This window comes from Streptomonospora alba (assembly GCF_000826685.1).
In the GTDB taxonomy this organism is placed as follows: Bacteria; Actinomycetota; Actinomycetes; order Streptosporangiales; family Streptosporangiaceae; genus Streptomonospora; species Streptomonospora alba.
The window spans coordinates 59,293-83,743 of the sequence record NZ_JROO01000023.1 but is presented as its reverse complement, the minus strand read 5'-3'; the positions used below and the strand labels follow the sequence as shown (position 1 = coordinate 83,743).

19 protein-coding genes are annotated in these 24,451 nt (G+C 72.3%); 6 read left to right on the top strand and 13 right to left on the bottom strand.

Annotated elements, in window-relative coordinates; all coding sequences use genetic code 11:
* Nucleotides 1–48: 48 nt before the first annotated feature.
* The 5 genes from LP52_RS12730 to LP52_RS12710 all read right to left on the bottom strand — a co-directional run bounded on the left by LP52_RS12730 (nucleotide 49) and on the right by LP52_RS12710 (nucleotide 7,203).
* Nucleotides 49–2,544 (bottom strand): ComEC/Rec2 family competence protein, encoded by a 2,496-nt coding sequence (locus LP52_RS12730; RefSeq protein ID WP_084723151.1) that lies wholly within the window; start codon nucleotides 2,542–2,544, stop codon nucleotides 49–51.
* 64 nt (nucleotides 2,545–2,608) lie between these two features.
* The gene (locus LP52_RS28365; RefSeq protein ID WP_040273542.1) at nucleotides 2,609–3,325 is read right to left on the bottom strand and encodes a ComEA family DNA-binding protein; all 717 of its coding nucleotides are present in this window, start codon (nucleotides 3,323–3,325) and stop codon (nucleotides 2,609–2,611) included.
* Nucleotides 3,326–4,504: 1,179 nt separating this feature from the next.
* Nucleotides 4,505–5,515 carry a hypothetical protein gene (locus LP52_RS12720; protein WP_238580888.1) on the bottom strand — a complete coding sequence of 337 codons (1,011 nt, stop codon included), beginning with the start codon at nucleotides 5,513–5,515 and terminating at the stop codon, nucleotides 4,505–4,507.
* Between the two features lie 193 nt (nucleotides 5,516–5,708).
* A complete protein-coding gene (gene rpsT, locus LP52_RS12715; RefSeq protein ID WP_040273541.1) occupies nucleotides 5,709–5,981 on the bottom strand; it encodes a 30S ribosomal protein S20 in 273 nt (90 codons plus the stop codon).
* A 208-nt stretch (nucleotides 5,982–6,189) separates the two neighbouring features.
* Entirely contained in the window at nucleotides 6,190–7,203 is a 1,014-nt protein-coding gene (locus tag LP52_RS12710) for a hypothetical protein (protein WP_238580887.1), read from the bottom strand.
* 186 nt (nucleotides 7,204–7,389) lie between these two features.
* Between LP52_RS12710 and lepA the strand changes: the two genes are divergently transcribed.
* Entirely contained in the window at nucleotides 7,390–9,237 is a 1,848-nt protein-coding gene (gene lepA, locus LP52_RS12705; RefSeq protein ID WP_040273539.1) for a translation elongation factor 4, read from the top strand.
* Between the two features lie 207 nt (nucleotides 9,238–9,444).
* Here the strand turns inward: lepA and LP52_RS12700 are convergent, their stop codons facing one another.
* The 5 genes from LP52_RS12700 to LP52_RS12680 all read right to left on the bottom strand — a co-directional run bounded on the left by LP52_RS12700 (nucleotide 9,445) and on the right by LP52_RS12680 (nucleotide 15,959).
* Nucleotides 9,445–9,882, bottom strand: a complete 438-nt coding sequence (locus LP52_RS12700; RefSeq protein WP_040273538.1) for a nitroreductase/quinone reductase family protein — start codon at nucleotides 9,880–9,882, stop codon at nucleotides 9,445–9,447.
* A gap of 414 nt (nucleotides 9,883–10,296) precedes the next feature.
* On the bottom strand, nucleotides 10,297–11,202 hold the full coding sequence (locus LP52_RS12695) for a sugar ABC transporter permease (protein WP_040273536.1): 906 nt from the start codon (nucleotides 11,200–11,202) through the stop codon (nucleotides 10,297–10,299).
* Nucleotides 11,202–12,818, bottom strand: a complete 1,617-nt coding sequence (locus LP52_RS12690; RefSeq protein ID WP_040273535.1) for an ABC transporter permease subunit — start codon at nucleotides 12,816–12,818, stop codon at nucleotides 11,202–11,204. Before LP52_RS12690 ends, LP52_RS12695 begins: the two co-directional genes overlap by 1 nt.
* Before the next feature lie 2 nt (nucleotides 12,819–12,820).
* Nucleotides 12,821–14,053 carry a sugar ABC transporter substrate-binding protein gene (locus tag LP52_RS12685; RefSeq protein WP_040273534.1) on the bottom strand — a complete coding sequence of 411 codons (1,233 nt, stop codon included), beginning with the start codon at nucleotides 14,051–14,053 and terminating at the stop codon, nucleotides 12,821–12,823.
* A 253-nt stretch (nucleotides 14,054–14,306) separates the two neighbouring features.
* Nucleotides 14,307–15,959, bottom strand: coding sequence for a glycoside hydrolase family 13 protein (locus tag LP52_RS12680; protein ID WP_040273533.1), 1,653 nt, complete (start codon nucleotides 15,957–15,959; stop codon nucleotides 14,307–14,309).
* Nucleotides 15,960–16,070: 111 nt separating this feature from the next.
* On the opposite strand from LP52_RS12680, the gene LP52_RS12675 reads away from it, so the two are divergent.
* From LP52_RS12675 to hemW, 3 genes are read left to right on the top strand one after another with little or no spacing between them, the layout of a single operon-like run.
* Nucleotides 16,071–17,111: a LacI family DNA-binding transcriptional regulator gene (locus LP52_RS12675; RefSeq protein WP_084723150.1), complete on the top strand. Its 1,041-nt coding sequence runs from the start codon at nucleotides 16,071–16,073 to the stop codon at nucleotides 17,109–17,111.
* Nucleotides 17,112–17,146: 35 nt separating this feature from the next.
* Nucleotides 17,147–17,806 (top strand): MOSC domain-containing protein, encoded by a 660-nt coding sequence (locus LP52_RS12670; RefSeq protein WP_040273531.1) that lies wholly within the window; start codon nucleotides 17,147–17,149, stop codon nucleotides 17,804–17,806.
* 58 nt (nucleotides 17,807–17,864) lie between these two features.
* On the top strand, nucleotides 17,865–19,097 hold the full coding sequence (hemW, locus tag LP52_RS12665; protein WP_040273529.1) for a radical SAM family heme chaperone HemW: 1,233 nt from the start codon (nucleotides 17,865–17,867) through the stop codon (nucleotides 19,095–19,097).
* Nucleotides 19,098–19,206: 109 nt separating this feature from the next.
* Here the strand turns inward: hemW and LP52_RS12660 are convergent, their stop codons facing one another.
* The 3 genes from LP52_RS12660 to LP52_RS12645 all read right to left on the bottom strand — a co-directional run bounded on the left by LP52_RS12660 (nucleotide 19,207) and on the right by LP52_RS12645 (nucleotide 22,023).
* A complete protein-coding gene (locus LP52_RS12660) occupies nucleotides 19,207–19,791 on the bottom strand; it encodes a DUF4870 domain-containing protein (RefSeq protein WP_040273527.1) in 585 nt (194 codons plus the stop codon).
* Nucleotides 19,792–20,014: 223 nt separating this feature from the next.
* Nucleotides 20,015–21,121, bottom strand: a complete 1,107-nt coding sequence (locus LP52_RS26555) for a DUF4870 domain-containing protein (RefSeq protein WP_084723149.1) — start codon at nucleotides 21,119–21,121, stop codon at nucleotides 20,015–20,017.
* A gap of 98 nt (nucleotides 21,122–21,219) precedes the next feature.
* Nucleotides 21,220–22,023, bottom strand: a complete 804-nt coding sequence (locus LP52_RS12645) for a DUF3097 domain-containing protein (RefSeq protein WP_040273526.1) — start codon at nucleotides 22,021–22,023, stop codon at nucleotides 21,220–21,222.
* A 215-nt stretch (nucleotides 22,024–22,238) separates the two neighbouring features.
* On the opposite strand from LP52_RS12645, the gene hrcA reads away from it, so the two are divergent.
* Nucleotides 22,239–23,252: a heat-inducible transcriptional repressor HrcA gene (hrcA, locus tag LP52_RS12640; RefSeq protein ID WP_040273524.1), complete on the top strand. Its 1,014-nt coding sequence runs from the start codon at nucleotides 22,239–22,241 to the stop codon at nucleotides 23,250–23,252.
* The gene (gene dnaJ / locus LP52_RS12635) at nucleotides 23,253–24,404 is read left to right on the top strand and encodes a molecular chaperone DnaJ (RefSeq protein ID WP_040273523.1); all 1,152 of its coding nucleotides are present in this window, start codon (nucleotides 23,253–23,255) and stop codon (nucleotides 24,402–24,404) included.
* The last annotated feature ends 47 nt before the right edge of the window (nucleotides 24,405–24,451 follow it).

Below are 24,451 nucleotides of genomic sequence, written 5' to 3'. Positions count from 1 at the left end.
AGGGGTCCGTTTCCGCTGATCACGCTAGAACCTCAACTTAAGTCGAGGTCAATCCCGCTCCGTGTTGAGTCGGCGCCGGGCCGCCGGCCGGGTCCGGATTCGGGCACGGCATCCCCGGACGGAGCGCCGCAGGCGGCGGCCTCCCGCGGCCCGGCGGAAGCGGCTCCGGCGCGGTCGGCGGCGGGCGCCGGGGTCCCGGCAGACGACCTCCGGGGCGGTGGGGCCTGGAACGACGGCGATGTCGCCGTGGACGTCGGTGCGATAGTTGGCCGGCGCAACCGATCGCAGCAGGGACCACGTCGCGGGTTCGGGATGGCCGTAGGTGTTGTCCGCGCCGACCGACGTGAGTGTGACGGCGGGGCGGGTGGCGGCGATGAACTCGGGGTCCTGGGAGCCCGCACCGTGGTGGGGGACCTTGAGGACGTCGACGCCGCGGACGGCGTGCGTGGTGCGCAGCAGGGTCCGCTGGGCGGACTCCTCGATGTCACCGGTCAGCAGCACCCGCATCCGGGCACCCGCCCGGCCCGGGGGCGGCGACCAGTGCGCCAGCAGCACGATGCTGCCGTCGTTTCCGCCCGTGGAGCCGGGCGGCGGCCAGACCACGTCCAGCGTCCACGGCGGAAGGCTCCACCGCTGGCCCGAGGAGCCGGTCCGGATCGGAACCGCGTCGCCGCGCAGCAGGCGCACGGTCGGAGGGTGGTCGAAGCCCGGAGGCAGCAGCGCGGCCTGCACGCTGCGGCCCGAGAGCGCCCCCGCGGTGCCGCCCGCGTGGTCGGCGTCGCCGTGCGTGATCACCAGCAGGGCGATCTCGCTGATGCGCAGATCGGTCAGACAGCGCGCCACCGCCACCGGGTCCGGCCCGGTGTCGACCACCACCGCCCGCCCGTCCTCGGCGCGCAGCACCAGCGCGTCGCCCTGCCCGATCCGGCACGCCACCAACGCCCAGCCGGCAGGAGGCCAGGCCGGTACGAGCCAGTGCAGGGTGAGGGCCGTCAGTGCCGCCGCCAGCCCCACCGCGCAGACCGCCGACCGGACCCGGCCGCGCAGCGCCAGCAGCAGTACCAGCAGGAGAGCCAGAACCACCGCTCCCGCAGCGGTGGCGGGCCAGGGCACGGCACGCCCCGGCAGCCGCGCCGCAGTCGAGGCCACCGCGGCGATCCACAGCACCGCGGCACCCGGGACCCAGGCCGCCGCTGCCGCCGACGCCGGCCACACCAGCGCGAGCCCGGCCACCGCGAACCCGCCGACCGTCGCAACGGGTACGGCCGGGGCCGCCAGGATGTTGGCGGGCACCGCTACCCAGCTGACCTCGGCCGAGATCACCGCGAGCAGGGGCAGGCAGGCGACGTGCGCCGCCAGCGCCACCGCCACGGCTTCGGCGGCCCAGCGCGGCATATGCGCCGACCAGCGGTCGCGCCACTTCGGCGCCAGCGCCATGATCCCGCCGGTGGACAGCACCGACAGCGCGAAGCCGTACGAGCGCGCGAGACCGGGATCGAACAGCAGCAGCCCCAGCGCCGAAGCCGCCAGTGCGGTCAGACCGATGCGCTGGCGCCCCGAGGCCAGGGCCGCCAGCGCGATGGCGGCCATGAAGGCGGCCCGCAGCACGCTCGGCTCCGCGCGCGCCAGCAGCACGAAGACCGCGATGGTTACGGCGCCGACCACGGCCGCGGTCCACCCCGGCCGACCGAGGCCCCGGCACACCGCCAGCGCCACCCCGGTCATGATCGCGAGGTTGGAGCCGCTGACCGCGAGCAGGTGCGTCAGACCGCTGTCCTCGAACGCGGCGACGGTCTGCGCACGCAGAGCGGAGGTGTCGCCTACGACGAGCGCGGGAAGCAGCCCCGCCGCCGGATCCGGCAGGTCGGACGACGCGCCGCGCAACCGGGCCCGCGCGTCTCCGGCCCAGCCCTGCCAGGGCGAAGGCGGCCGAACCCCCTCGGGCGGTCCCCGGACCACCAGCAGCGCGGCCGTCAGGCCGCGGCCTGCGGGAACGACGGTGCCCGACGTCCGCACGCGCTGGCTGGGCAGCAGGGAGCGCCATGCCTCCCCGGAGGCGAGCACGACGACGGGGACCCGCGTGCGGACGGGCGCGGCCGCCGTCGGCCCGCCCGCATCCCGTGCACGCACGGTCTCCGCGCGGGCCTCGACGACCAGTTCCGACCGGCCGGGCGCGGGCGGTCCGCTGCGTCGGCGGGGATCGGCCGTGACGACCAGCTCGACCTCGGCCCAGGCCCGATCCCGCGCCAGCTCGGGCAGCGGAGCCGACTCGACGGCGGCCAATCGTCCGCCCGTCGCCACCGCGCCCGCGGCCGAGCACGCCAGCACCGCGACGAGCAGCGTCCCCGTCGCGCCGGCCCGTCTCCGCACGAGAGCCCATGCCGCTCCCGCGCACACCGCCAGCACCACCGCCGTCGTCAGCGCCGTCCGGGACGTGCTTCCCAGCAGCACCGCCGCGCAGACCCAGGTACCGACCGCGGGCGGCACCAGCCGCAGGTCGGTGGCGTGGGAGTAGTCGGGGGCGTCGGTTCCCAGGTACGTCATGGGCGGCGGCCGGGGCGGCGCGCGGTGATCGGGCGGGCCGGCGCACCCGCCCGCTCCACCGGCGTCATCCTGTCGCTCCGGCGACCCGGACCTGTTCGGCGATGTCCGCGAAGCGCTGTTCGCCGATCCCGCTGACGTCGTGGAGCTGTTCGACCGAGGCGAAGCCGCCGTTCTCGGTGCGGAAGGCGATGATGCGCTGGGCGAGCACGGGTCCCACGCCCGGGAGTTCTTGGAGCTGCTCGGCCGTGGCGGTGTTGAGGTCGATCGGGGCCGCCGGAGCCGTGCCGCCGGGCGCGGCGCCCGGGGCCGCCGGCGGCGGTGTGGCCGGCGCCCCGACGAGGATCTGCTCCCCGTCCACCAGCGGCCGCGCAAGGTTGAGGGCCGAGGGGTCGGCGTCGGCCGTCGCACCGCCGGCCTTGTCGATCGCGTCGGCCACCCGCGACCCCGCCGGGAGGGTGAGGACTCCGGGGGAGCGCACGTCCCCGCCGACGTGCACCGTCACGTCCGCGGCCGGGGTGGAGGCCGCCGCGGAGGCAGGCGGAGCGGCCGCCGGTCCGCCGGTCGCGGGCACCGGTGAGGCCCCGGCCTGCAGGGCGAGCGGGGGTTCGGGCTCGGGGCGGGCCTGAAGCAGCAGCCACGCGGTCACGACCGCGGCCACCAGGCACACCGCGACGAGCGCACGCAGGCCGGGCCGCCCCAAACGGGGCTGCTCGGCAAGGCCCGGCACGAGGCGTTCGATACGGGCCGACCAGCGCTGCCGCCGAAGCAGGTCGGGCGTCACCTCCGCATAGCCGCGCGGGGGTTCCGAAACGGAGGGGCCGGTGTCGTCGCCGCGGCGCTCGTCCCGACTCGGCGGCGCGGGACCGGGGGACCGGTCGTGGTCGGCACACGGGACCTCGGAGTCGCGGGAGCCTTGTCGCGCCGTCGTGTCCTCCGCATGCGGCTCGGAGTGCTCAGCGGGGGTCGGCGGCGCTCCTGGCGGTTCGGGCGTCCGAGCGGGGGCGTCGGCGTGCGGGGGCCTCGCGTCTCGGCTCTCGCTGGGCGCGTGCTTTCCGCGCCGTGCAGGGCGACGCGGCCGTCGGCCCGGCTCGTCTGCCGCGGGTGAGCCGTCGGCGTCGGGCACACGACGGTGACGACCGACGCGCGCGTGCCGAGTGCGGGAAAGGGCGGAGTCACGCTCGGCGGCGCCGCGGGTACCCGCCGATCCGGGGGAGCGTAGGTCGGCGTCCCCGGCCGGCGCGGGAGGCGCGGTCTCGGGCGGGGCCGGTACGTGCCCTGTGCGGGGCAGCGGCTCTTCCGCCGACGGTGCCTGCGCGGCGGTCGGCTGATCGGCGCGCCGCGGTACCCCCTGGGCCTCGGAGGGGACGGCGTAGGGCGGTGGCGGCGGGTCGCCCGCCGGGTACGGGGCCTCCGCATGCGCTGGTGCAGGGGAAGGGGAACCGGTGCGGCCTGTGCCGTCGCCGGTCGCGTACGGGGGCGGTGGCAGGGCTTCTGCGTGGGGTGCGGTCTCCGGCGGCGGTTGCGAGGCGGCGGTATGCGCCGCTGCCTCGGGGAGGCCTGGGCCGCTCGGGGCGGCCGGGAGGGCCGGGTCGTGCGGCTGTGCGGGGGGCTGCGCGGTTTCCGGGGCGCCGGCTTCGTGAGCCGGGCCCCGGGAGCGGTCCGAGAGGGCCTGCAGACGGCGCAGGGCTCCGACGGCGTCCGGATCTGAGGCGGTCGAGGACGCGGTGGACGACGGCCGGGCGGGAGGGCGGCGGGAGCGAAGAACGGGCGACATGGCAATGAAGCTAAGTACCGCGACTCCCGACTGTCCTCCCGGATTTCGCGGCTGTGGATAACCACGTCGCCGTCGGACCGGTCAGCCTGTGGCGGGGATCGCCGCGAACCGCTGTGCGTTCCGGCGCTCCCGTCGGCCCGAGGAACCTCTCGGAACCGGCCCCGGACGGTTCCCGAGGGGGTTCCCTCATTGGACCGCGTCGCCGCCTTCGGCCTCCGCCGCCGCGATGTCGGTGATCAGCCTCCGCAGCAGCGCAGCGATCTCCTTCCGCTGGCCTGCGGCCACCGCGGAGCGCAGTTCGGGAAACGCGCGGCTCCAGGACAGGGAGCGGCTCAGGGCCGCCAGGCGCACGGCGGGGGGAACGGCGGCGCGCAGGGCCGAGGCCGGGTGCTCCGCGGTCCACGGCTCCAGGTAGGCGTCGCGCAGGCGCTGCTCGGTGCGGGCGTCGGCGCCGAGCTCGCGTACGGCGATGCGCAGCGGCGCGAGCAGGCTGAAGAACGGGTGGCTGACCACGGCGTCGCCCCAGTCGGCGAATCGGTAGCGGCCGTCGAGCACGAAGACGTTGCCCACGTGCAGATCGGAGTGGTCCAGCGAGGCCGGGACGCCGGAGTCGTCGAGCGCCTTGCACTCGGCGTCGAAAGCCGACCGGTGGCTGATCAGCAGGTCGACGGTGTCGCCGAGCGCCTCGGCCAACTCCGGATCGGCGAGGAAACCGTCCAGCAGGCTTCCCAGAGCCGCCGGACGCAGGTCGGGCACGTCCAAAGCGAGCAGGTCGCCGACGCGCCCGACCAGCGTGTGCTGAGCCTCGCTGTAGGCGCCGAGGACGGCCTCCCACACCGCGAAGTCGTCGATCGATGCCATCTGCTCGCGCACCGTGCTGCCGGCGTCGGGCAGCAGCGACCATCCGCGCTTGACGTCCACCCCCAGCGGGGTGAGCACCCTGCCGGGAAGCCAGGCGTGCAGGGCGCCGTTCAGCGCCGCCTCGAACTCGGCCCCCGGAGTGTCGGCCTTGAACCAGACGGGCCCCTCGGTCGAGGCGAAGCGCGCCGTCGTCGACCACGGTCGCACCCGCACCCGCGGCGGGTCGGCCAGCAGCCGCCCGCCGCGCTCGGCGAGGCGGGCCTCGACCCAGGAGTGCACCGCTTCGCGCTGGTCTGGGTCGTCCCACAAGCTCAGTCGGAGGTCGGTGAAGTCCACGCCTCCTACGCTAATGACAGCGTGGCGGCAGGCGGACACCGCCTCGGGCCGGGCCCGCAGCGCCCGGCGAAGGCGAAACGTCCGACACCTCGGACCGGGCCCACCGCGGAGACGACGAAGGACCGCCTCCCGCTGTGCGGAAGACGGTCCTTGCGCGGCTGTGCGCAGCCGGACCGGGAATGCCCGGTCAGGCTCAGCTCGCGCCCTGCAGGTTCTCCAGCCGCTTTGCGATGGCGCTCTTGCGGTTGGCCGCCTGGTTCTTGTGGATGACGCCCTTGCTCGCCGCCTTGTCGAGCTGGCGCGCAGCCGCCCGCTGCAGCACGACGGCCTGCTCGACGTTCCCGGATTGGGCGGCCACCCGGAACTTGCGGATCGCCGTCTTCAGCGAGGACCGCACCGCCTGGTTGCGAACGCGGCGCTCCTCGTTCTGCCGGATGCGCTTCTCCTGCGACTTGATGTTCGCCATGCGAAAACGTGCTCCAGTTGCTTCTGGTCTGCGGCTCGGGCGCGCGTGTCCCCTCCGCGGGCAGCCGTTCCGCGGGAAGGCCGGTCGCGCGCCGACGCCAGGTGTGTGAGTCCGAAGGGCTCAAACTGAACGTGGAAAATCCGAGACACGGGACTACCATTATGCCTTGTCCACGGCAGTGCTTGCGACCGGCGTGTCCGCCTCCGGCTCAGCCGCCCTGCGCCTGCTCCCCGTCCGGGCGGGCCCAGCCGTCCATGTAGGACCGCCACTGGCCGTCGGTCGCCGAGAAGTCGGCGTAGAGGGCGGTGCCGAACCGCTCGCGCCGCTGGCCGCCGTCGGACAGCCCGAGCCGGATGCCGCGCAGCGCCACCGCCGTGGTCTCCGCCTCCGGATTGCGCGCGGCGTGGTCGTCAGCGTATGCGGGCACGCCCATCAGCAGGTGCACGTCCGCGGGAACCGCGTCCAACGCCACGCGTGTCTGGCGCGCGGTGAACCCTCCGTAGAGGCCTTCGGTGGGCATCCCCGTGTCGTAGGACATCACGGCCACCTGGTCCAGGTGCTCGGCCACGCGGCCCAGGTAGCCGCTGGACCAGAACGGGTCCTTGGGCAGCACCAGCCCGAGCGTGAACGCCAGCCCGCCCAGCGGTTCCACCGTGGGCACCGAGCTGGAGAGCAGCGCGTCCTCGGGCAGCCGGTCGCGGGTGAGCTGGAGCAGCTCGATCAAGCCCGGGTCGTTGTTGGGCACGGGCTCGAAGTTGTAGTGGACGCCGTCGACTCCGGCCTCCACCAGCCGGGTGCTCGCCTCGACCACGCGCTCGCGGACCGCCTCGTCGCCGAGGTCCAGCTCTCCCTCCTCCACGCGCTGGCCCACCCACGCCGACACCCGCACGTCCGGCAGCTCGTTGCGGAACATGCGCAGGAACCCCTCCAGCCGGGGGTGCTTGGCCGGATCGAGCCGCCCGTCGAACTCCAACGGCCCCACGTGCACGTAGACGTCGCCGATGCCGCCCTGCTCGATGCGCGGCTTCAGCTTCTCCAGCTCCGCTTCGCCGTTGCGGCCGTCCACCCAGGCGTGGCCCATCCACAGCGCGTCGGAGCCGTCGGAAACCGCCCAGGCGGCGGGGTCGCCGGTGAACTGCACCCGCACCAGAAGTGCCGCCCCCAACGCCACGACCAGCACCGCGGCGAGTGCTGCGAGCACACGCTGCAGGAACCATTTCACGGGACTCCTCCGATCTCGCATAACCTGATGTATGCCGCGTGAGCCATTCTCGCCCCGACGCACCCGGCCGGTGACGCCGCGGGCGGGTGGGACCATGGACGGCACGACCGCGCAGCATCGCCGCCACGCCGCGGCGTCGCGCCCCGCCATACCGGCCGACCTGCGAGCTATTTCGAACGGAGCACGGTGCCTCAGCCGAACCGGACCGATCCCGCGCTGATCCGCAACTTCTGCATCATCGCGCACATCGACCATGGCAAGTCGACGCTGGCCGACCGCATGCTTCAGCTGACCGGCATCGTCGAGAACCGCCAGATGCGCGCGCAGTACCTCGACCGCATGGACATCGAGCGCGAACGCGGTATCACCATCAAGTCCCAGGCGGTGCGGCTGCCGTTCACCGCGCTGGACGACACCACCTACGTCCTCAACCTCATCGACACCCCGGGCCACGTCGACTTCACCTACGAGGTGTCGCGCTCCCTGGCCGCCTGCGAAGGCGCGATCCTGCTGGTCGACGCCGCCCAGGGCATCGAGGCGCAGACGCTGGCCAACCTCTACCTGGCGCTCGAGCACGACCTCACGATCATCCCGGTGCTGAACAAGATCGACCTGCCGGCGGCCATGCCCGACAAGTACGCCGCCGAGCTGGCCGGAATCATCGGCTGCGACCCCTCCGAGGTGCTGCGGGTCAGCGCCAAGTCGGGCATGGGCGTGGAGGATCTGCTCAACGAGATCGTGGGCCAGGTCCCGCCGCCGGTCGGCGACGCGGACGCCCCGCCGCGCGCGATGATCTTCGACTCGGTCTACGACACCTACCGCGGCGTGATCACCTACGTCCGGGTGGTCGACGGCCACCTGGGCACCCGCCAGCGCATCCAGATGATGTCCTCCGGCGCCAACCACGAGATGCTGGAGGTCGGCGTCATCTCGCCCGAGCCCACCAAGGTCGAGGGCCTGAGCGTGGGCGAGGTCGGCTACCTGATCACCGGTGTGAAGGACGTGCGCCAGTCGCGGGTCGGTGACACCGTGACCTCGGTGGCCAAGGGCGCCTCGGAGATGCTGCCGGGTTACCGGGACCCCAAGCCCATGGTGTTCTCCGGGCTGTTTCCGATCGACGGCAGCGACTACCCGGTGCTGCGCGACGCGCTGGAGAAGCTGCAGCTCAACGACGCCGCCCTGGCCTTCGAGCCGGAGAACTCCGGTGCGCTGGGGTTCGGGTTCCGCTGCGGGTTCCTGGGACTGCTGCACCTGGAGATCACCCGCGCCCGCCTGGAGCGGGAGTACGGCCTGGACCTGATCTCCACGGCGCCCAACGTGATCTACCGGGTGTTCCTGGAGGACGCCACCGAGTACGAGGTGACCAACCCCAGCGAGTTCCCCGAAGGCAAGGTCGCCGAGGTGCACGAGCCCATCGTCAAGGGCACGCTGCTGGCCCCCTCGGAGTTCGTGGGGCCGATCATGGAGCTGTGCCAGGCCCGCCGCGGATCCCTGCAGGGGATGGACTACCTGTCCGAGGACCGCGTCGAGATGCGCTACGTCCTGCCGCTGGCCGAGATCGTGTTCGACTTCTTCGACCAGCTCAAGTCGCGCACGAAGGGCTTCGCCTCGCTGGACTACGAGCCTTCCGGGGAACAGGCGGCCGACCTGGTCAAGGTCGACATCCTGTTGCAGGGTGAAATGGTCGACGCGTTCTCGGCGATCGTGCACCGCGACAAGGCCTACGCCTACGGCGTGGAGATGACCAAGAAGCTGCGCGAGCTCATCCCGCGCCAGCAGTTCGAGGTGCCGGTGCAGGCCGCGATCGGTTCGCGGGTGATCGCGCGCGAGAACATCCGCGCCATCCGCAAGGACGTGCTCTCCAAGTGCTACGGCGGCGACATCAGCCGCAAGCGCAAGCTGCTGGAGAAGCAGAAGGAGGGCAAGCGCAAGATGAAGACGGTGGGCCGCGTGGAGGTCCCCCAGGAGGCGTTCATCTCCGCGCTGTCCACCGACGACGCCTCGGCCACCGAGAAGGACGCCAAGAAGCGCTGAGGGCGGTGCGGCCCGGCCCGCCGGCTCTGCCGGTGGGGTGGGCCGCACCTGAACGAGGGGTTTCCCCGCCGCGTGTACCGGCACGCCGCCTGCCGCGGTGACCTCGACGGCAACGGGTTCCGCCCCGCCTGCGCGGTACTACCCGGCGCTGATCGCGTGCCGCAGCCGTCGCCGAGGAGGCGGCCGGTGCGTCCGGACGGCGATGGATCAGTGAGGCGGGTCCGGGGTGAGCAGGACCAGCGGGATCTCCCGGGAGGTGCGCTTCTGGTAGCCCGCGTAGTTGCGGTGTTGGGCCGTGATGAGCGGCCACATCCGCGCCCGCTCGTCGGATGTGGCGACACGAGCGACCATCGGGCGGCGGGGCCCGCCCTGCAGCGCCACTTCGATCCGGGGTTCGTCTCGCAGGTTGAGAAACCATGCCGGGTGCCGGTCGTCCCCTCCGCGAGAGGCCACCACTACGTAGGAGTCCCCGTCCTGTAGCGGCGAGTAGAGCATGACCGAGTGCGGCTTACCGCTGCGGCGGCCCGTGGTGGTGAGCTCGAGTGCCGGCGTCCTACTCGTGCCCCAGCCGAGGCGTCTGCCGCTCGCTCGTTGAACGACCCGGTGCAGGGCGTTCAGAGCCTTGAATGTCGTATCGGATGGCATGCCCCGAACGTAGCGCCTGCAACGCGGTCGGGCGCCACGGCGGCCCGTCTGGGCCGGCAACCGGGATGTGGCCGTCGACGTCGTCGCGCGTGCCCGTCGATCCCCTTAGCGGCGTCGGCGGACAGGCGTCCCGCCGGTTCGGTGGGCGGACGCGGTTTCCGCGCCGGCGGTGCCTGCTGGAGCCGGTGGAGCACGGGAGGTGCTTCTATCAGCGGTCGTGCGGTGCCTTCGGTCCCGGCGACACCACCCCGGATCATGGGTGACAGGGGAACGCTCATGCCGGGGCCGAAGGCCGGGTGTTCCCGTGCGGAACTGCTCTCGACGGTAAGGAACCGCGGCGCCGCCGCGCCCCCGCCTGCGTGTGGCCCGCGCGGGGCGGCCGCTCTGCCGCGGCGCCGCCCTCGCGCGGCGCCGTCAGCCCTTGACCGCTCCGCTGGTCAGGCCCTCGGCGATGTAGCGCTGCAGGAACCAGAACACGGCCAGCACCGGGATCGCCAACAGCAGCGTGCCCGCGGAGAACAGGCCGAAGTTGGCGTCGCGCTGGTCGGCGACCATGCCGTACAGCCCCACCGCCACGGTCTTGGCCTCGGGGTCGCGCAGGAACACGCTCGCGAGCAGGAACTCGTTGACGGTGGCGATGAACACCAGCAGTGCCACCACCGCCAGCACCGGCGTCACCAGCGGCAGCATGATCCGGAAGAACGCCTGGGCGTGCGTGGCGCCGTCGACCTTGGCCGACTCGTCCAGCGCCGGCGGGATGGTGTCGAAGAACCCCTTCATCAGCCAGGTGTTGATGCTCAGCGCCCCGCCCAGGTAGACGAGCATCAGCCCCCAGGGCGTGTTGAACCCGAGGACGGGCCAGTAGTCGCTGACCGTGCTGAACATCAGGTAGATCGCGACGATGGCGAGGAACTGCGGGAACATCTGGATCACCAGCAGGCCGTAGAGCCCCAGGCGGCGCCCGCGGAAGCGGAACCGGCTGAAGACGTAGGCCGCCATCGCCGACAGGAGCACCGTGGCCGCGGCGTTGGTCAGCGCGAGCAGCAGCGTGTTGCCGTACCACCGTCCGAAGCGGGTGCTCTCGAGCAGCTCCGCGAAGTTCTGCAGCCCTGCGGCCCGCGGTATGAGCGTGGAGCTGCTGAGTGTGCCCAGGGGGTTCAGCGCCGCCGAGACCACGAACAGGATCGGGAAGAGCGCGAAGACGAGGAAGACCAGCATCACCAGGTGCCGCCACCCGGTGCGCTGGAACCACAGTACGGCGCGGCGCGGCGCGCTGCGGCGGCGCGTGGACGCCCGCTGGGGCGCGGCGGTTGCGGTCATCACCGGTGAATCTCCTCCAGGGACGCGCTTCTGCGCAGGCTGACCACCGACATCACCGTCACGATCAGGAAGATGAACACCGACAGCGCGGCCGCGTAGCCGTACTGGGCGCCGCTGACGCCGAACGCCAGCCGGTAGGTGTAGGTGATGAGCAGGTCGGTCGCGCCCGCCAGTGGGCTGTCGGTCGGGAAGGGCCCGCCTTCGGTGGTCAGCCACACCGCGTTGAAGTTGTTGAAGTTGAACGCGAAGGTGGCGACCAGGATCGGCGCCATGGACACCATCAGCAGAGGCAGGGTGACCCGGCGGAGGGCCTGCCACGCGCCGGCGCCGTCGATGCGGGCGGCCTGCACCAGCTCGCGCGGAATCGACTGCAGTGCGCCGGTGGCCACCAGGAACATGTAGGGAAAGCCCAGCCAGATGTTGACGATCAGCACCGCGGCTCGGGCGGACCACGGGTGGCCGAACCAGTCGAGGTCCAGTCCCAGGAGCCGGTTCACCAGCCCGAAGTCGGCGTTGAACATCGACTTCCACAGCAGGAACATCGCGAAGGAGGGCATGGCGTAGGGCAGCACGACCAGCAGCCGGTAGGCGGTGCGCCCGGCGAGCGGCTCCCGGGTGTGCAGCGTCAGCGCCACGCCCAGCCCGAGCACGAACACCATCGCCGTCGTTCCCGCGGCGAAGGCGACGTTCCAGGTGAGGATGCTCAGGAAGGACGAGCGGGTCTCGGGGTCGCCCACGAAGCGCGCGAAGTTGGCCATGCCGACGTCGACCTGCCAGCCCTGCGGAAGCCGGTCGCCGTCCTCGGCGACGAACGCGCCGCGCTCGTCGTCGGCGGTGTAGACGCGGCCGCTCTCGGCGTCGGTGACGCAGTCGCAGCCGGCGTCGTAGGCGAGTCGGGAGCGTCCTTCGAAGGCGCTGGAGAATCCGCTGGAGCGGATGCCGGTCCCCGATCCGGTGGGCACGGCGAACTCGGTGATCTCCTCGCTGCGGGCGTTGGCCTCACTGGGTGGGACCACGGTGTAACCGGGCGCGTCGGCGACCTTTCCGGAGGGGTCCACGGAGGCGCCGGTGAGCGGCTGCAGCCCGTCGGTGTCGCCGGCGTAGGCGTCGCCGTCGGGGTCGGTGAGCAGGAACACCAGCTCGCCCTCAGAGGAGGAGCCGCGCGCTGCCACCGTCAGCGTGTAGGGGGTGGAGTCGGGGGTCCGCTCGACCGAGGAGGCCTCGATCTGGTCGATCGCCTGCTCCTTGGTGCCCCGGTGGCCGTCGCTGTAGTTGGTCATCGAGGTGCTGATCGTGTAGAGCACCGGGATGATCTGGAAGGCGATGAGGAACAGCGTTCCCGGGACCAGGTACTTGGCGGGTACGGCGCGTTTGGACAGGTACACGTAGAAGATGAGGGCCGTGACGGCCACCACGGCCGCGACCCCGGTCCACTGCCGTGCGGCGTAGAGGGGGAACACCGCCCACAGTGCGATGGCCGCGGCCAGTCCGAGTACGGCGATCTTGGCCAGCTGCCCTGTCGCGGAGCCGCGCGGGGCCAGGGATCCGCCGGGCAGTCGCGGGCGTGCGGGCGCCCCGCCGGGGGCGCCCGCAGAGTCGGAACGATCCGCAGCCACGGTCAGCCGATCTCTTCGCTGATCGTCTCGGCGGCCGAGTCCACGGCCTTTTCGGGATCGGCGCCGCCGATCACCGCGGCCTGGGCCTTGCCGAAGGGGTCCCAGATCGCGTCCATCTCGGGGATGGCCGGCATGGGCTTGCCGTCGGCGCCGGCCTCGATGAACTTGCCGACATCGGGGTCGTCCTTGCTGACCTGCGTGGAGACCTCGGTCAGCGCGGGCGGGCGCGGGTCGGCTTCGTACAGCGCTGTGGACAGCTCGGGATCGGCGACGTAGTTGGTGACGAACTCCTCGGCCAGCACCTTGTTCTCGCTGCCGGAGGCGACGAAGAAGGCCTGCACGCCGACGAAGGGCACCGCGTCCCCGCCGTCCTCGAATCCGGGGACGGGTGAGATGTCGTAGTCGACGCCGGCCTCCTGCACCGATGCCAGCGACCAGGGGCCGGTGACGAAGTAGGGGGTCTTGCCCTGGTTGAACAGGTTTCCGACGTTGTCGGAGTCGATGGAGCGCTTGAACGCGCCCTTGCCCTCCTCGCCGAACTCGGCGATCTTCTCGAAGGCCTCGACGGACTCGGGCGTTCCCACGCCCAGGTCGGAGGGGTCGGCGTTGCCCTGGTCGTCGGTGCCGAAGAGGTAGCCGCCGGCCGAGCTGTAGAAGGGCTGCATGTGGTAGGGGTCGCCCGTCTGGCTGACCTGCAGGCCGAGGATCTCCTCGACCTCGCCGTCCTCCTGGAGCCGCTGCCCCGTCTCGACGAGGTCCTCGACGGTCTCGGGAGCCTCGGGGGCGAGTTCGGTGTTGCGGATCAGCGCCAGGTTCTCCATGGCATAGGGGACGCCGTAGAGCTGGCCCTCGTAGGTGGTGGCCTCGACGGCGACCTCGTTGAGGGCGTCGACCTTGTCCTGGGGGAGCTGGACGGGGTCGATGGCGCCGTTCTGCACCAGGTTGCCGATCCAGTCGTGGGCGCCGACGACGACGTCGGGCCCCGAACCGCCCTCGTGAGCGGTGACGAAGTCGGACTGGATGGTGTCGGTGGCGACCTCGCGGACCTCCACCTCGACTCCGTTGGCTTCGCCGAAGTCGTCGGCGAAGGACTGGAGGGCGTCGGTGCGTTCGGGGTCGGCCCAGATGACCATGCTGCCCTGGGGCTGCTCGGCTCCTTCGCCGCCGCCTCCGCACGCTGCCGTGAGCGCGAGGGCGGCGGTTCCGGCGGCGAGGCCGGCGCTGCGGATTCTCATGTGACTCCCAAGTCGGGCGTGTCGCCGCGGACGGTCCCCCGATCTGTCCCGGCTCGTCGGTTGTAGAGGTGAGGTGACGTTAGCAATTCATTGCAAGAACTGAAAGGTTTTGCAGACAAATCCGGTCACGATGTGGAAACGCCGCGGAAACCCCCGAAACACACGTCCGCCGCGACACCTCGCGGATGCGGCTCCGGGCACGCATACGGGGCGGTCCGGCACGGAGGCCGGACCGCCCGCGTCCGCGGCCTGCTCATCCTCCCCGGGGCGCCAGCCACACCGCGGTGTCGGCGGGTAGCACCAGCGTGCCGTCCTCCCTGCGGAGGGGGCCGCTGGCCAGCAGCTCCCGCGCCGCGGGCGCGAGCACGTCCGCGGGGATCTCCACGGCCTCGGCGCCGAGGTTGACCGCGCATGCGAAGTCCGAGCCCCGGCGAAACGCCAGCACGTCGGCACCGGCGTCCACCCAGGCCAGGTCGGCGTCCTGGTCGATCGCCGAGCGCCGCAGCTCCAGCGCAGCCGTGTACAGCTCCAGCGTGGAGCCGGGGTCGCGCCGCTGGAGCTCGCGGCGGTAGCGCGCCCACTCGGCCGGCATCGGCAGCCAGGGCCGGCTCTCCTGCGGACCGAACCCGAAGGGCGCCTGCTCGCCCTCCCAGGGCAGCGGCACACGGCACCCGTCGCGCCCGCGCTCGGTGTATCCGGAGCGCTCCCACGTGGGATCCTGCAGCGCGTCCTCGGGCAGGTCGGTGACCTCGGGAAGCCCCAGCTCCTCGCCCTGGTAGAGGTAGGTCGAGCCCGGCAGCGCCAGTGTGAGCAGCGCGGCCGCGCGCGCCCGCCGCAGCCCGCGCTCGCCGCCGCCGAAGCGGGTGGGGTGGCGGACCACGTCGTGGTTGGACAGCACCCACGTCGTGGGCGCGCCCACCGCACCGTTGGCGGCCAGCGACCCGCCGATCACGCGCCGCAGCACGGCGGCGTCCCATCCCGCGGTCAGGAACTCGAAGTTGAACGCCTGGTGCAGCTCGTCCGGGCGCAGGTAGCGCGCCACCCGGTCGGCGTCCTCCACCCAGGCCTCGGCCACCAGGGCGCGGTCGCCGGGGTAGGAGGCCGCGATGCCGTGCCAGCGGCGGTAGATGTCGTGCACGCCCTCCTGGTCGAAGTAGGGCAGCTCGGTGGAGCCGTCGAGCAGGTCGGCCTTCTGCCCCTCGGGCAGGTCGGGCAGGTCGGGGTCCTTGACCATGCCGTGCGCCACGTCGATGCGGAACCCGTCGACCCCGCGCTCCAGCCAGAAGTGCAGCACGTCCTCGAACTCCGCGTGCACCTCGGGGTTGCTCCAGTCAAGGTCGGGCTGCTCGGGGTCGAACAGGTGCAGGTACCACTCCTCGGGCGTCCCGTCGGGCCGCTTCAGCCGGGTCCAGGCCGGGCCGCCGAAGATCGACTTCCAGTTGTTGGGCGGTGTGTCGCCGCCGGGGCCGCGCCCGGGCCGGAAGATGTAGCGCTTGCGCGACGGGTCGCCGGGCTCGGCGGCCACGGCTTCGCGGAACCAGGCGTGCGCCGAGGAGGTGTGGTTGGGCACGATGTCGATGATGATGCGCAGGCCCAGGTCGTGGGCCCGGGCGATAAGGGAGTCGAAGTCGGCCAGCGTGCCGAAACGGGGGTCGACGTCGCGGTAGTCGGCCACGTCGTAGCCGCCGTCGGCCAGCGGCGACACGTAGAAGGGGGTCAGCCAGACCGCGTCGACGCCCAGCGAGGCGAGCTCGGGCAGCCGGCCGCGCACGCCCAGCAGGTCGCCCTCGCCGTCGCCGTCGGAGTCGGCGAAGCTGCGGACGTAGATCTGGTAGATCACGGCGTCGCGCCACCACTCCCTGGTTGCGGGGGGTCGGGCGGTCCCGTTCTCCGGCGGGTTGGGCATAGGGGTCGTTCCCTCCGTGCGGCTGGATGGGCGGAGCTCCGGTGCAAACTATTGCGCAAGATTACCTATCGGTTGCAAGAGGCGAGGGGCAAACTGCATTAGAGTGCGGGCATGGGTCCACGTTTGGCCGACATAGCGCGCCACGCCGACGTCAGCGAGGCGACGGTCTCCCGAGTACTGAACAACAAGCCCGGTGTGGGCTCCGACACCCGGGCGGCCGTCCTCACCGCCCTGGACGTCCTGGGATACGAGCGCCCCGAACGCCTGCGACGGCGCTCCGCCGGACTGGTCGGCATGGTCGTCCCCGAGCTGGAGAACCCCGTCTTCCCCATGTTCGCCCAGGCGGCCGAGGGCGCGCTGGCCCGGCAGGGCTACACCCCCGTGCTGTGCACCCGCCCGCCCGGCGGCATCGTCGAGGACGAATACGTCGAACTGCTGCTGGAGCGCAACGTCTCCGGGATCATCTTCGTCTCCGGCCTGCACGCCGACGCCACCGCGGATCACGGCCGCTACCATCGCCTGATCGCCCAGAACCTGCCGATCGTGCTGGTCAACGGCTACGCCGAGGAGGTGCCCGCCGCCTTCGTCTCCTGCGACGACCGCGAGGCCGGGCAACTGGCGGTCAATCACCTGGCCGAACTCGGTCACACCCGCATCGGGTTCACCAGCGGGCCCGACCGCTACATGCCGGTGCGGCGCAAGCTCATCGGGTACCGCGCGGCCATGGCCGAACACGGCCTCGACTCCGAAGGCCTGGTCGAGCTGTCGCTGTTCGGCGTCGAAGGCGGCCACGCGGCGGCGTCGCGGCTGCTGCAGCGCGGCGTCACCGCCATGGTCTGCGGCTCCGACCTCATGGCGCTGGGCGCGGTACGCGCCGCCCGCCAGCGCGGGCTGTCGGTGCCCGGCGACTTCTCCGTCGTCGGCTACGACGACTCCCAGCTCATCGCCTTCACCGACCCGCCCCTTACCACGGTGCGCCAGCCGATACACGCCATGGCGATGGCCACGGTGCGGACCCTCTGCGACGAGGTCGCCGGCCACAGCGTCTCCCGCACCGAGTACCTCTTCGACCCCGAGCTGGTGGTGCGCGGCTCGACGGCGGCCGCTCCGGAGTCCGCAGCCGCCCGCTCGCGGCCCGTCCGGGTCTCCTGAAGACCCGCGCGGCCACCCCGGCTAGCCTTGCCGCCATGCCCCATATCGCCTCTGTCAGCACCGGCCGCGCCGTCGGCGCCGCGTGGGCCGGCCGCCTCAAGCGCACCGCCATCGACAAGCGCCCCGTCGCGGGCCCGGTGGCCGTGCGCACGCACGGCCTCGACGGCGACGAGCAGGCCGACCGCGCCAACCACGGCGGCGCCGACAAGGCCGTCTACGCCTATGCCCGCGAGGATCTGGACCTGTGGCAGGAGCGGCTGGGCCGGCCGCTGGCCGACGGCGTCTTCGGCGAGAACCTCACCACGCGCGGCATCGACCTCACCGCCGCCCTCATCGGCGAGCGCTGGCGCGTGGGTCCGGTGCTGCTGGAGGCCGCCCTTCCGCGCACCCCTTGCGGGGTGTTCCGGTCGTGGATGGAGGAGGTCGGCTGGGTCAAGCGCTTCACTCAGGAAGGACGCACCGGCGTCTACCTGCGCGTCCTGGCCGAGGGCGAGATCAGCGCGGGCGAGGAGATCGCGGTGGAGCACCGGCCCGCCCACGGGATCGCCGTAGCCGCCGCCTTCCGCGCGCGCTACGAACGCGACGGCGAACTGCTGCGCCGCGTCCTGGACATCCCGGGGCGCTCGGCGGTGTGGGAGGAGGCGGCCGCCGACGTCGGCGTGCACGTCGCCGGAGGTGAGCGGGCACCGGGCTGAGGCGGGGCGGCGAGCGGCGGCGGATCGTCCGGTCGCCGCCATCGCCGACACTGGAGGCATGCCTTCCGTGTCTCTCGACGGCGATCCCGTACCCGCCGACGGCGCCCTGCCCACCGGCGCCGTCGCCGGCGCGGGCACGCGCCCCTTCGGCGTCTACGTCCACGTGCCCTTCTGCGCCACCCGCTGCGGCTACTGCGACTTCAACACCTACACCGCCGCCGAACTGGTCTCGCGCGACGGCGAGCACACCGCCACCCGCGAAGGCTACGCCGACCGGGCCGTCGCCGAGATCCGCCTGGCCCGCCGTGTCCTGGGTGCCGCGGAGATCCCCGTCAGCACCGTCTTCTTCGGCGGCGGCACCCCCACCCTGCTGCCCCCCGAGGACCTGGGGCGCATCCTCGCCGCCGTCGACGCCGAGTTCGGCCTGGAATCCGGCGCCGAGGTCACCACCGAAGCCAACCCCGAGACCGTCGATCCGGGCGTGCTGGCCCGGCTGCGCGAGCAGGGCTTCACCCGCGTCTCGTTCGGCATGCAGAGCGCAGCCCCGCACGTGCTGGCCGTGCTGGACCGCGCCCACACTCCGGGACGCCCGCAGCAGTGCGCCCAGTGGGCGCGCGAGGCCGGGTTCGACCACGTCAACCTGGACCTGATCTACGGCACGCCCGGCGAGACCGACGCCGACTGGAAGGAGTCGCTGCGGGCGGCGGTCGAGGCGGGCGTGGACCACGTCTCGGCCTACTCGCTGATCGTCGAGAACGGCACCCGCCTGGCGGCGCGCGTGCGCCGCGGTGAACTGAGCGAACCCGACGAAGACGTGCTGGCCGACCGCTACACCATGGCCGACGACGCGCTGAGCGCCGCGGGCCTGCACGCCTACGAGGTCTCCAACTGGGCCCGCGGGACGGCGGCGCGCAGCCTCCACAACCGCCTCTACTGGACCGGCGGCGACTGGTGGGGTGTGGGGCCCGGCGCCCACAGCCACGTCGGCGGCACCCGCTGGTGGAACGTCAAGCACCCGGCCGCCTACGCCGCCCGCCTGGCCGAAGGCCGCTCGCCCGGCCACGCCCGCGAGGTCCTCGACGCCGCGGACCGCCGCTTCGAGCGCATCATGTTGGAACTGCGCCTCGCCGAGGGCTGCCCGCTGGAGCTGCTCGACGAGCCGGGGCGCGCCGCTGCGGGGCGCCTCGTGGACGACGGGCTCCTGGACGCCTCAGCGCACGCCGACGATCGCGCCGTCCTCACGCGGCGCGGTCGCCTGCTGGCCGACGCCGTGGTGCGCGACCTCACCTGACCGAGCGCGCCCGGGGCGCGCTCCCGGGCCGGGACCGGCCGCCGGCCCCTGCCGCCTCGCCGATTCGGCCCGGTGCCGGTGCGGTGCCGGGCCGAAGCCGGGAGGGTCCTCAGGTCATCATCGGGATGGTCATCGGGTACTTGTACCACTCGCCCTTGTTGGAGGCCACGGCGGCGATGATGGCGAAGATGATCGCGCAGGCGATCACCGCGAAGATGGTGATGAAGCCGATGATCAGGAACATCAGGATGTAGGACACGATCTGCCCGATGAACATGGTCATCTGGAAGTTGAACGCCTGCGCCGCCTGGTGGCGCACGTAGGGCGACTCGTCCTTCTTCACCAGGTAGATGACCAGCGGAAGGATCCACGAGGTGAAGATGCCGCCGAGGTGGGCCACCAGCGCCAGGGTGCGGTCGTCGGAGGACGGCATGTACTGGCCGCCTCCCTGCCCGTAGCCCTGCGGGTAGGCGGGCACCGGTTGACCGGGCTGGGGCTGGCCGGGGTAGCCCTGGCCGTAACCGGGCTGGGGCTGGCCGGGGTAGCCCTGGCCGTAGCCCGGCTGGGGGCCGTAACCGGGCTGGGGGCCCGACTGGGGGCCGTGGTTGGGGTCTACGCCGGGCGGCGGGTTGTAGCCGCCGGGGTAGTCGGGCTGGCCGCCGTAGGGCTGGTCGGGCTGGGGTGGGTAGCTCATGGTGCTCTGGTCTCCTCTGTCGGATCGCCCCCGGCTGGCTCCGGAGGCGCTGCGCGTGCACCGTGTGCGGCGGCGCACGGGCGGGGAAGCAGGGCGGTGGACCGGTGTCCCGGCCGAACGCCCGGCCGCGGAAAGCTCCCTGTGGGTCAGACTCCGGCGCGGAGCGCGGGGTTCCCGCCGGGGCGGAGGCGTATTGCTGTGCGTCGCCTCCGCCCGCGCCCGGTCATTTCACCATGCGGATCGAAACCGGGTAGCGGTACCGGTTGCCGCGGTTCGCGCTGAGCGCGGCGAGCACGCCCAGAGTGATCGAGGCCACCCAGATCACCGCGACGAGCACGGAGCCGATCCAGGAGATCGGCGGCGCGAACACGCCGAGCCCGATGTAGACGACCCAGGCGACGAGGTAGGGGATCAGCAGCGTGAGCTGGAAGTTCAGCGCCTCGCTGGCCTGATGGCGCACGAACGGGGAGTCGTCGCGCTTGACCATGTAGATGACAAGGGCGGGCAGCCAGCCGAAGCAGGCGAGGATGACGCCGGAGAGGTGGGCGATCATCGCCCAGGTGGCGTCGTCGGAGGCGCCCTGCTGGGGAGCGTACCCCTGCTGGGGGTATCCGGGCTGCTGGGGATGGCCGGGCGCATGCGGGGCGCCGGGGAAGGCCCCGGGCTGCTGCTCGTACCCCTGAGGCGGCTGGGGTCCGTAGCCCGGCTGGGGGTACTGCTGGTAGCCGGGCGCCGGCTGCTGATAAGGCGGCTGGCCCGGTTGGGGGTACCCGCCCTGGCCCTGATCGGGCGCGTAGCCGGGCTGGGGCTGCTGGTAGGGCTGCTCGCCGTAGCCGGGCTGGCCGTAAGCGGGCTGGCCCCCGCTCGGATAGCCGTAGCCGGGCTGGGCGTAGCCGGGTTGGCCGCCACTCGGATAGCCGTATCCCGGTTGGCCCCCGCTCGGCTGGCCGTAGCCGGGCGGGGCCCACCCCGGCTGGTCGCCGCTCGGCTGCTCATAGCCGGGCTGGGGGTATCCGGGCTGCCCGCCGCCGGGGTAGCCGTAGCCGGGCTGGGGCTGCTGGTAGGGCTGCTCGCCGTATCCCGGCTGGCCGTAGCCGGGCTGGCCCCCGCTCGGCTGGCCGTAGCCGGGCTGGCCCCCGCTCGGCTGGCCGTAGGCAGGCTGGCCCCCGCTCGGGTAGCCGTACTCCTGCTGCTGGTAGTCGGGCTGCTGGTCGCCGGTGCCCGCCTGTCCCTGGCCGGGCTGCCCGTCAGAGGGAGCGCGGCCTGGTGCCGGGTGGTCACCGGAGGGCCCCTCCTGGGGCTGTGGTCGGTTGGGCGGGGTCTCGCTCATCTTGTCCCTTGGCTGTGCCGATTGCGTTGGGCCGATAGTGCCATCCGGTGTCCCGGCAGGCCACCGCGCGCTCGCGGCGCGCGGGGCTCCGGCCTCGTCTAGTCTGGCACCCCCTGTGCCGCGGTGACGAAGTCGATGAGCTCCTCGACGCGCCCCAGCAGTTCGGGTTCGAGGTCGGCGTAGGTCCGTACCGACCCCAGGATGCGACGCCACGCTTCGCCGGGCTCCTCGCTGCTGCCCAGCGCCCGCAGAACGCCCTCTTTCCACGGTATGCCGCGGGGTACTTCCGGCCACGCGGAGATTCCCAGCACCGACGGCTTGACCGCCTGCCAGATGTCGACGAAGGGGTGGCCCGTCACCAGCACGCCGGGCGAGGAGACCTGTTCGGCGATCCGGCTCTCCTTGGAGCCCGGGACCAGGTGGTCGACGAGGACGCCCAGGCGGCGCTGCGGACCCGGGCCGAACTCGGCCACGATCGCGGGCAGGTGGTCGACGCCTTCCAGGTACTCGACGACCACGCCCTCCACGCGCAGGTCGTGGCCCCAGACCTTTTCGACGAGTTCGGCGTCGTGCACACCCTCGACGTAGATCCGGCTCTCCCGAGCCACACGCGAGCGCGCCCCCTGCACCGCGATCGACCCGGAGGCGCTGCGGGCGGGGCCCGAGGCTTCCGCGGCCGGGCGTACCGCGGTGACCGGCCGGCCGTCGACGAGGAACGCCGCGGGCTCCAGGTCGAAGACACGGTGGCGGCCGTCGCGGTCCTCCAGGGTCACCGTCCGCTTGTCCCAGCCGACGACGGCGCCGCAGAAACCCTCGTCGGCCGACTCCAGCACGAGGCCGTGCTCCAGGGCGACTTCGGCGACGGCGCCCTTGCGCGGGCGGCGCCAGTCCCCGGACAACACGTCCTCGCCGTACCTCGTGTTCTCGTTCGGTCCCCGGCTCGTGTGCACGGCGGGATTGTACCGGTAGCCCCGCGGCCGGCGCCGGGCGGCGTGCGCGCCTGCGGGGGGCCGGCGAGACGGCGCGCAGGTGCGATCGGACGGCCCGTGATCGATCCGTTCTTGCGGTACGGCTTAGAATTAGCACTTAGAACCATGGAGTGCCAGGAGGTGAGCACGTGCTCGACGACCGGAAGCTTGCGGTGCTGCGGGCGATCGTCGAGGATTACGTGTCCACGAACGAGCCCGTGGGGTCCAAGGCGCTCGCCGACCGCCACGCCCTCGGCGTGTCTCCAGCCACCGTCCGCAACGACATGGTGTCGCTGGAGGAGGAGGGCTACATCACACAGCCGCACACGAGTGCCGGCCGTGTCCCCACCGACAAGGGGTACCGGCTCTTCGTGGACCGGCTGTCGACGGTGAAACCGCTCTCCGCAGCCGAGCGGCGCGCAATCGAGAGTTTCCTCGGCGGCGCCGTCGACCTCGATGAGATCGTGGGGCGGACGGTGCGTCTGCTGGCCCAGCTCACCCGGCAGGTCGCGGTGGTCCAATACCCGTCGCTCACCCGCTCCTCGGTGCAGCACGTGGAACTGGTCCCGCTGGGCCAGCAGCGCGTGATGATGGTGCTCATCACCGACACCGGCCGCGTCGAGCAGCGGGTCATCGACAACCTGGGGGCGGTCAGCGAGGACGCTGTCGACAGCCTCCGCCAGATGCTCAACCGGGCCTTGGTGGGTACGTGGCTCACCGAGGTCCCCAACGCCGTGGAGGATCTGCCCAGCCAGCTTCCGCCGGACGAGCGCGCCATGGCGGCGGCCGTGCTGTCGGTGCTGCTGGAGAGTCTGGTCGAACGCCACGACGAGAAGATCGTCCTCGGTGGTACGGCGAATCTCGCCGCGATGGATTTCTCGGCTAGCCTGCGGGAGGTACTGGAGGCATTGGAAGAAAACGTCGTCCTGCTCCGTTTGCTGGGGGAGATGAGCGACCCTTCCATGCTGACGGTACGCATCGGCGCCGAGAACTCTCACGAGGGTCTGAGATCCACGTCGATCGTCTCCGCCGGTTACGGCATCGGCGACCAGCCGCTTGCCAAGATCGGTGTGGTCGGTCCGACCCGAATGGACTATCCAGGAACGATGGGAGCGGTACGCGCAGTGGCTCGGTACCTCGGACAGATACTTGCGGGGCAGTAAGTGGCGAGAGACTACTACGAGATCCTCGGGGTGCGGCGTGACGCATCCCAGGATGAGATCAAGAAGGCGTATCGGCGGCTCGCCCGCGAACTCCACCCGGACGTCAACCCGGACCCGGCCACGCAGGATCGCTTCAAGGAAGTGACCCAGGCCTACGAGGTCCTCTCCGACGACAGCAAGCGCCGGATGCACGACATGGGCGGCGACCCGTTCGCGCCCTCCGGTGGCGGCGGCGGAGCAGGAGCCGGGGGCTTCGGCGGAGGCGGATTCCCCTTCGACGACATCATGAACGCGTTCTTCGGCGGCGGCCAGGCCGGCGGCGGGCGCAGCACGCGCGAGCGGGCGCGCCGCGGGCGCAGCATCAAGGTCCGCATCGACCTGGACCTGGCCGAGACCGCCTTCGGCGTCACCAGGGACGTCACCTTCCCCACGGCGGTGCTGTGCAACACCTGCCAGGGCGAGGGCACGGCCAAGGGCTCCCACCGCCACACCTGTGACATGTGCCAGGGGCGCGGCGAGGTCTCGCAGGTCGCGCGCTCCTTCCTGGGGCAGGTCATGACCACGCGCCCGTGCCCGCAGTGCTCGGGGCAGGGCACGATCATCACCGACCCCTGCGCCGACTGCGCCGGCGAGGGCCGGGTGCGCGAAAAGGTCACCCGCAAGGTGCAGATCCCCGCCGGTGTCGAGGACGGCACCCAGATCCAGCTGGCCGGCGAGGGTGAGGTCGGACCCAACGGCGGGCCGCGCGGCGACATCTTCCTGGAGATCGTGCAGCGCCCCCACCCGACCTTCGAACGGCGGGGAGACGATCTGCACTGCACCATAACGGTGCCGATGACCGCCGCCGCGCTGGGCGCCTCGTTCACCTTCGACACGCTCGACGGCACCGAGGAGATCGACCTGCGTCCCGGTACCAGCTCCGGGCACGTCATCACCCTGTCCGGCCGCGGCACCCGCCACCTCGACGGCGCGGGGCGCGGCGACCTGATGATCCAGGTCGACGTCGAGACCCCCGCCAAGCTGGACGAGGAGCAGGAGGCGCTGCTTCGCAAGTTCGCCGAGCTGCGCGGCGAGGACCAGCCTCCGGGCAAGTTCAGCCCGGGCCACGGCGGCCTGTTCTCCCGGCTGCGTGACGCCTTCGGCGCGCGCTGACGCCTCCGGGGCCGCCATGCGGAAGGTGTGCCGGAAACTCCGGCGCG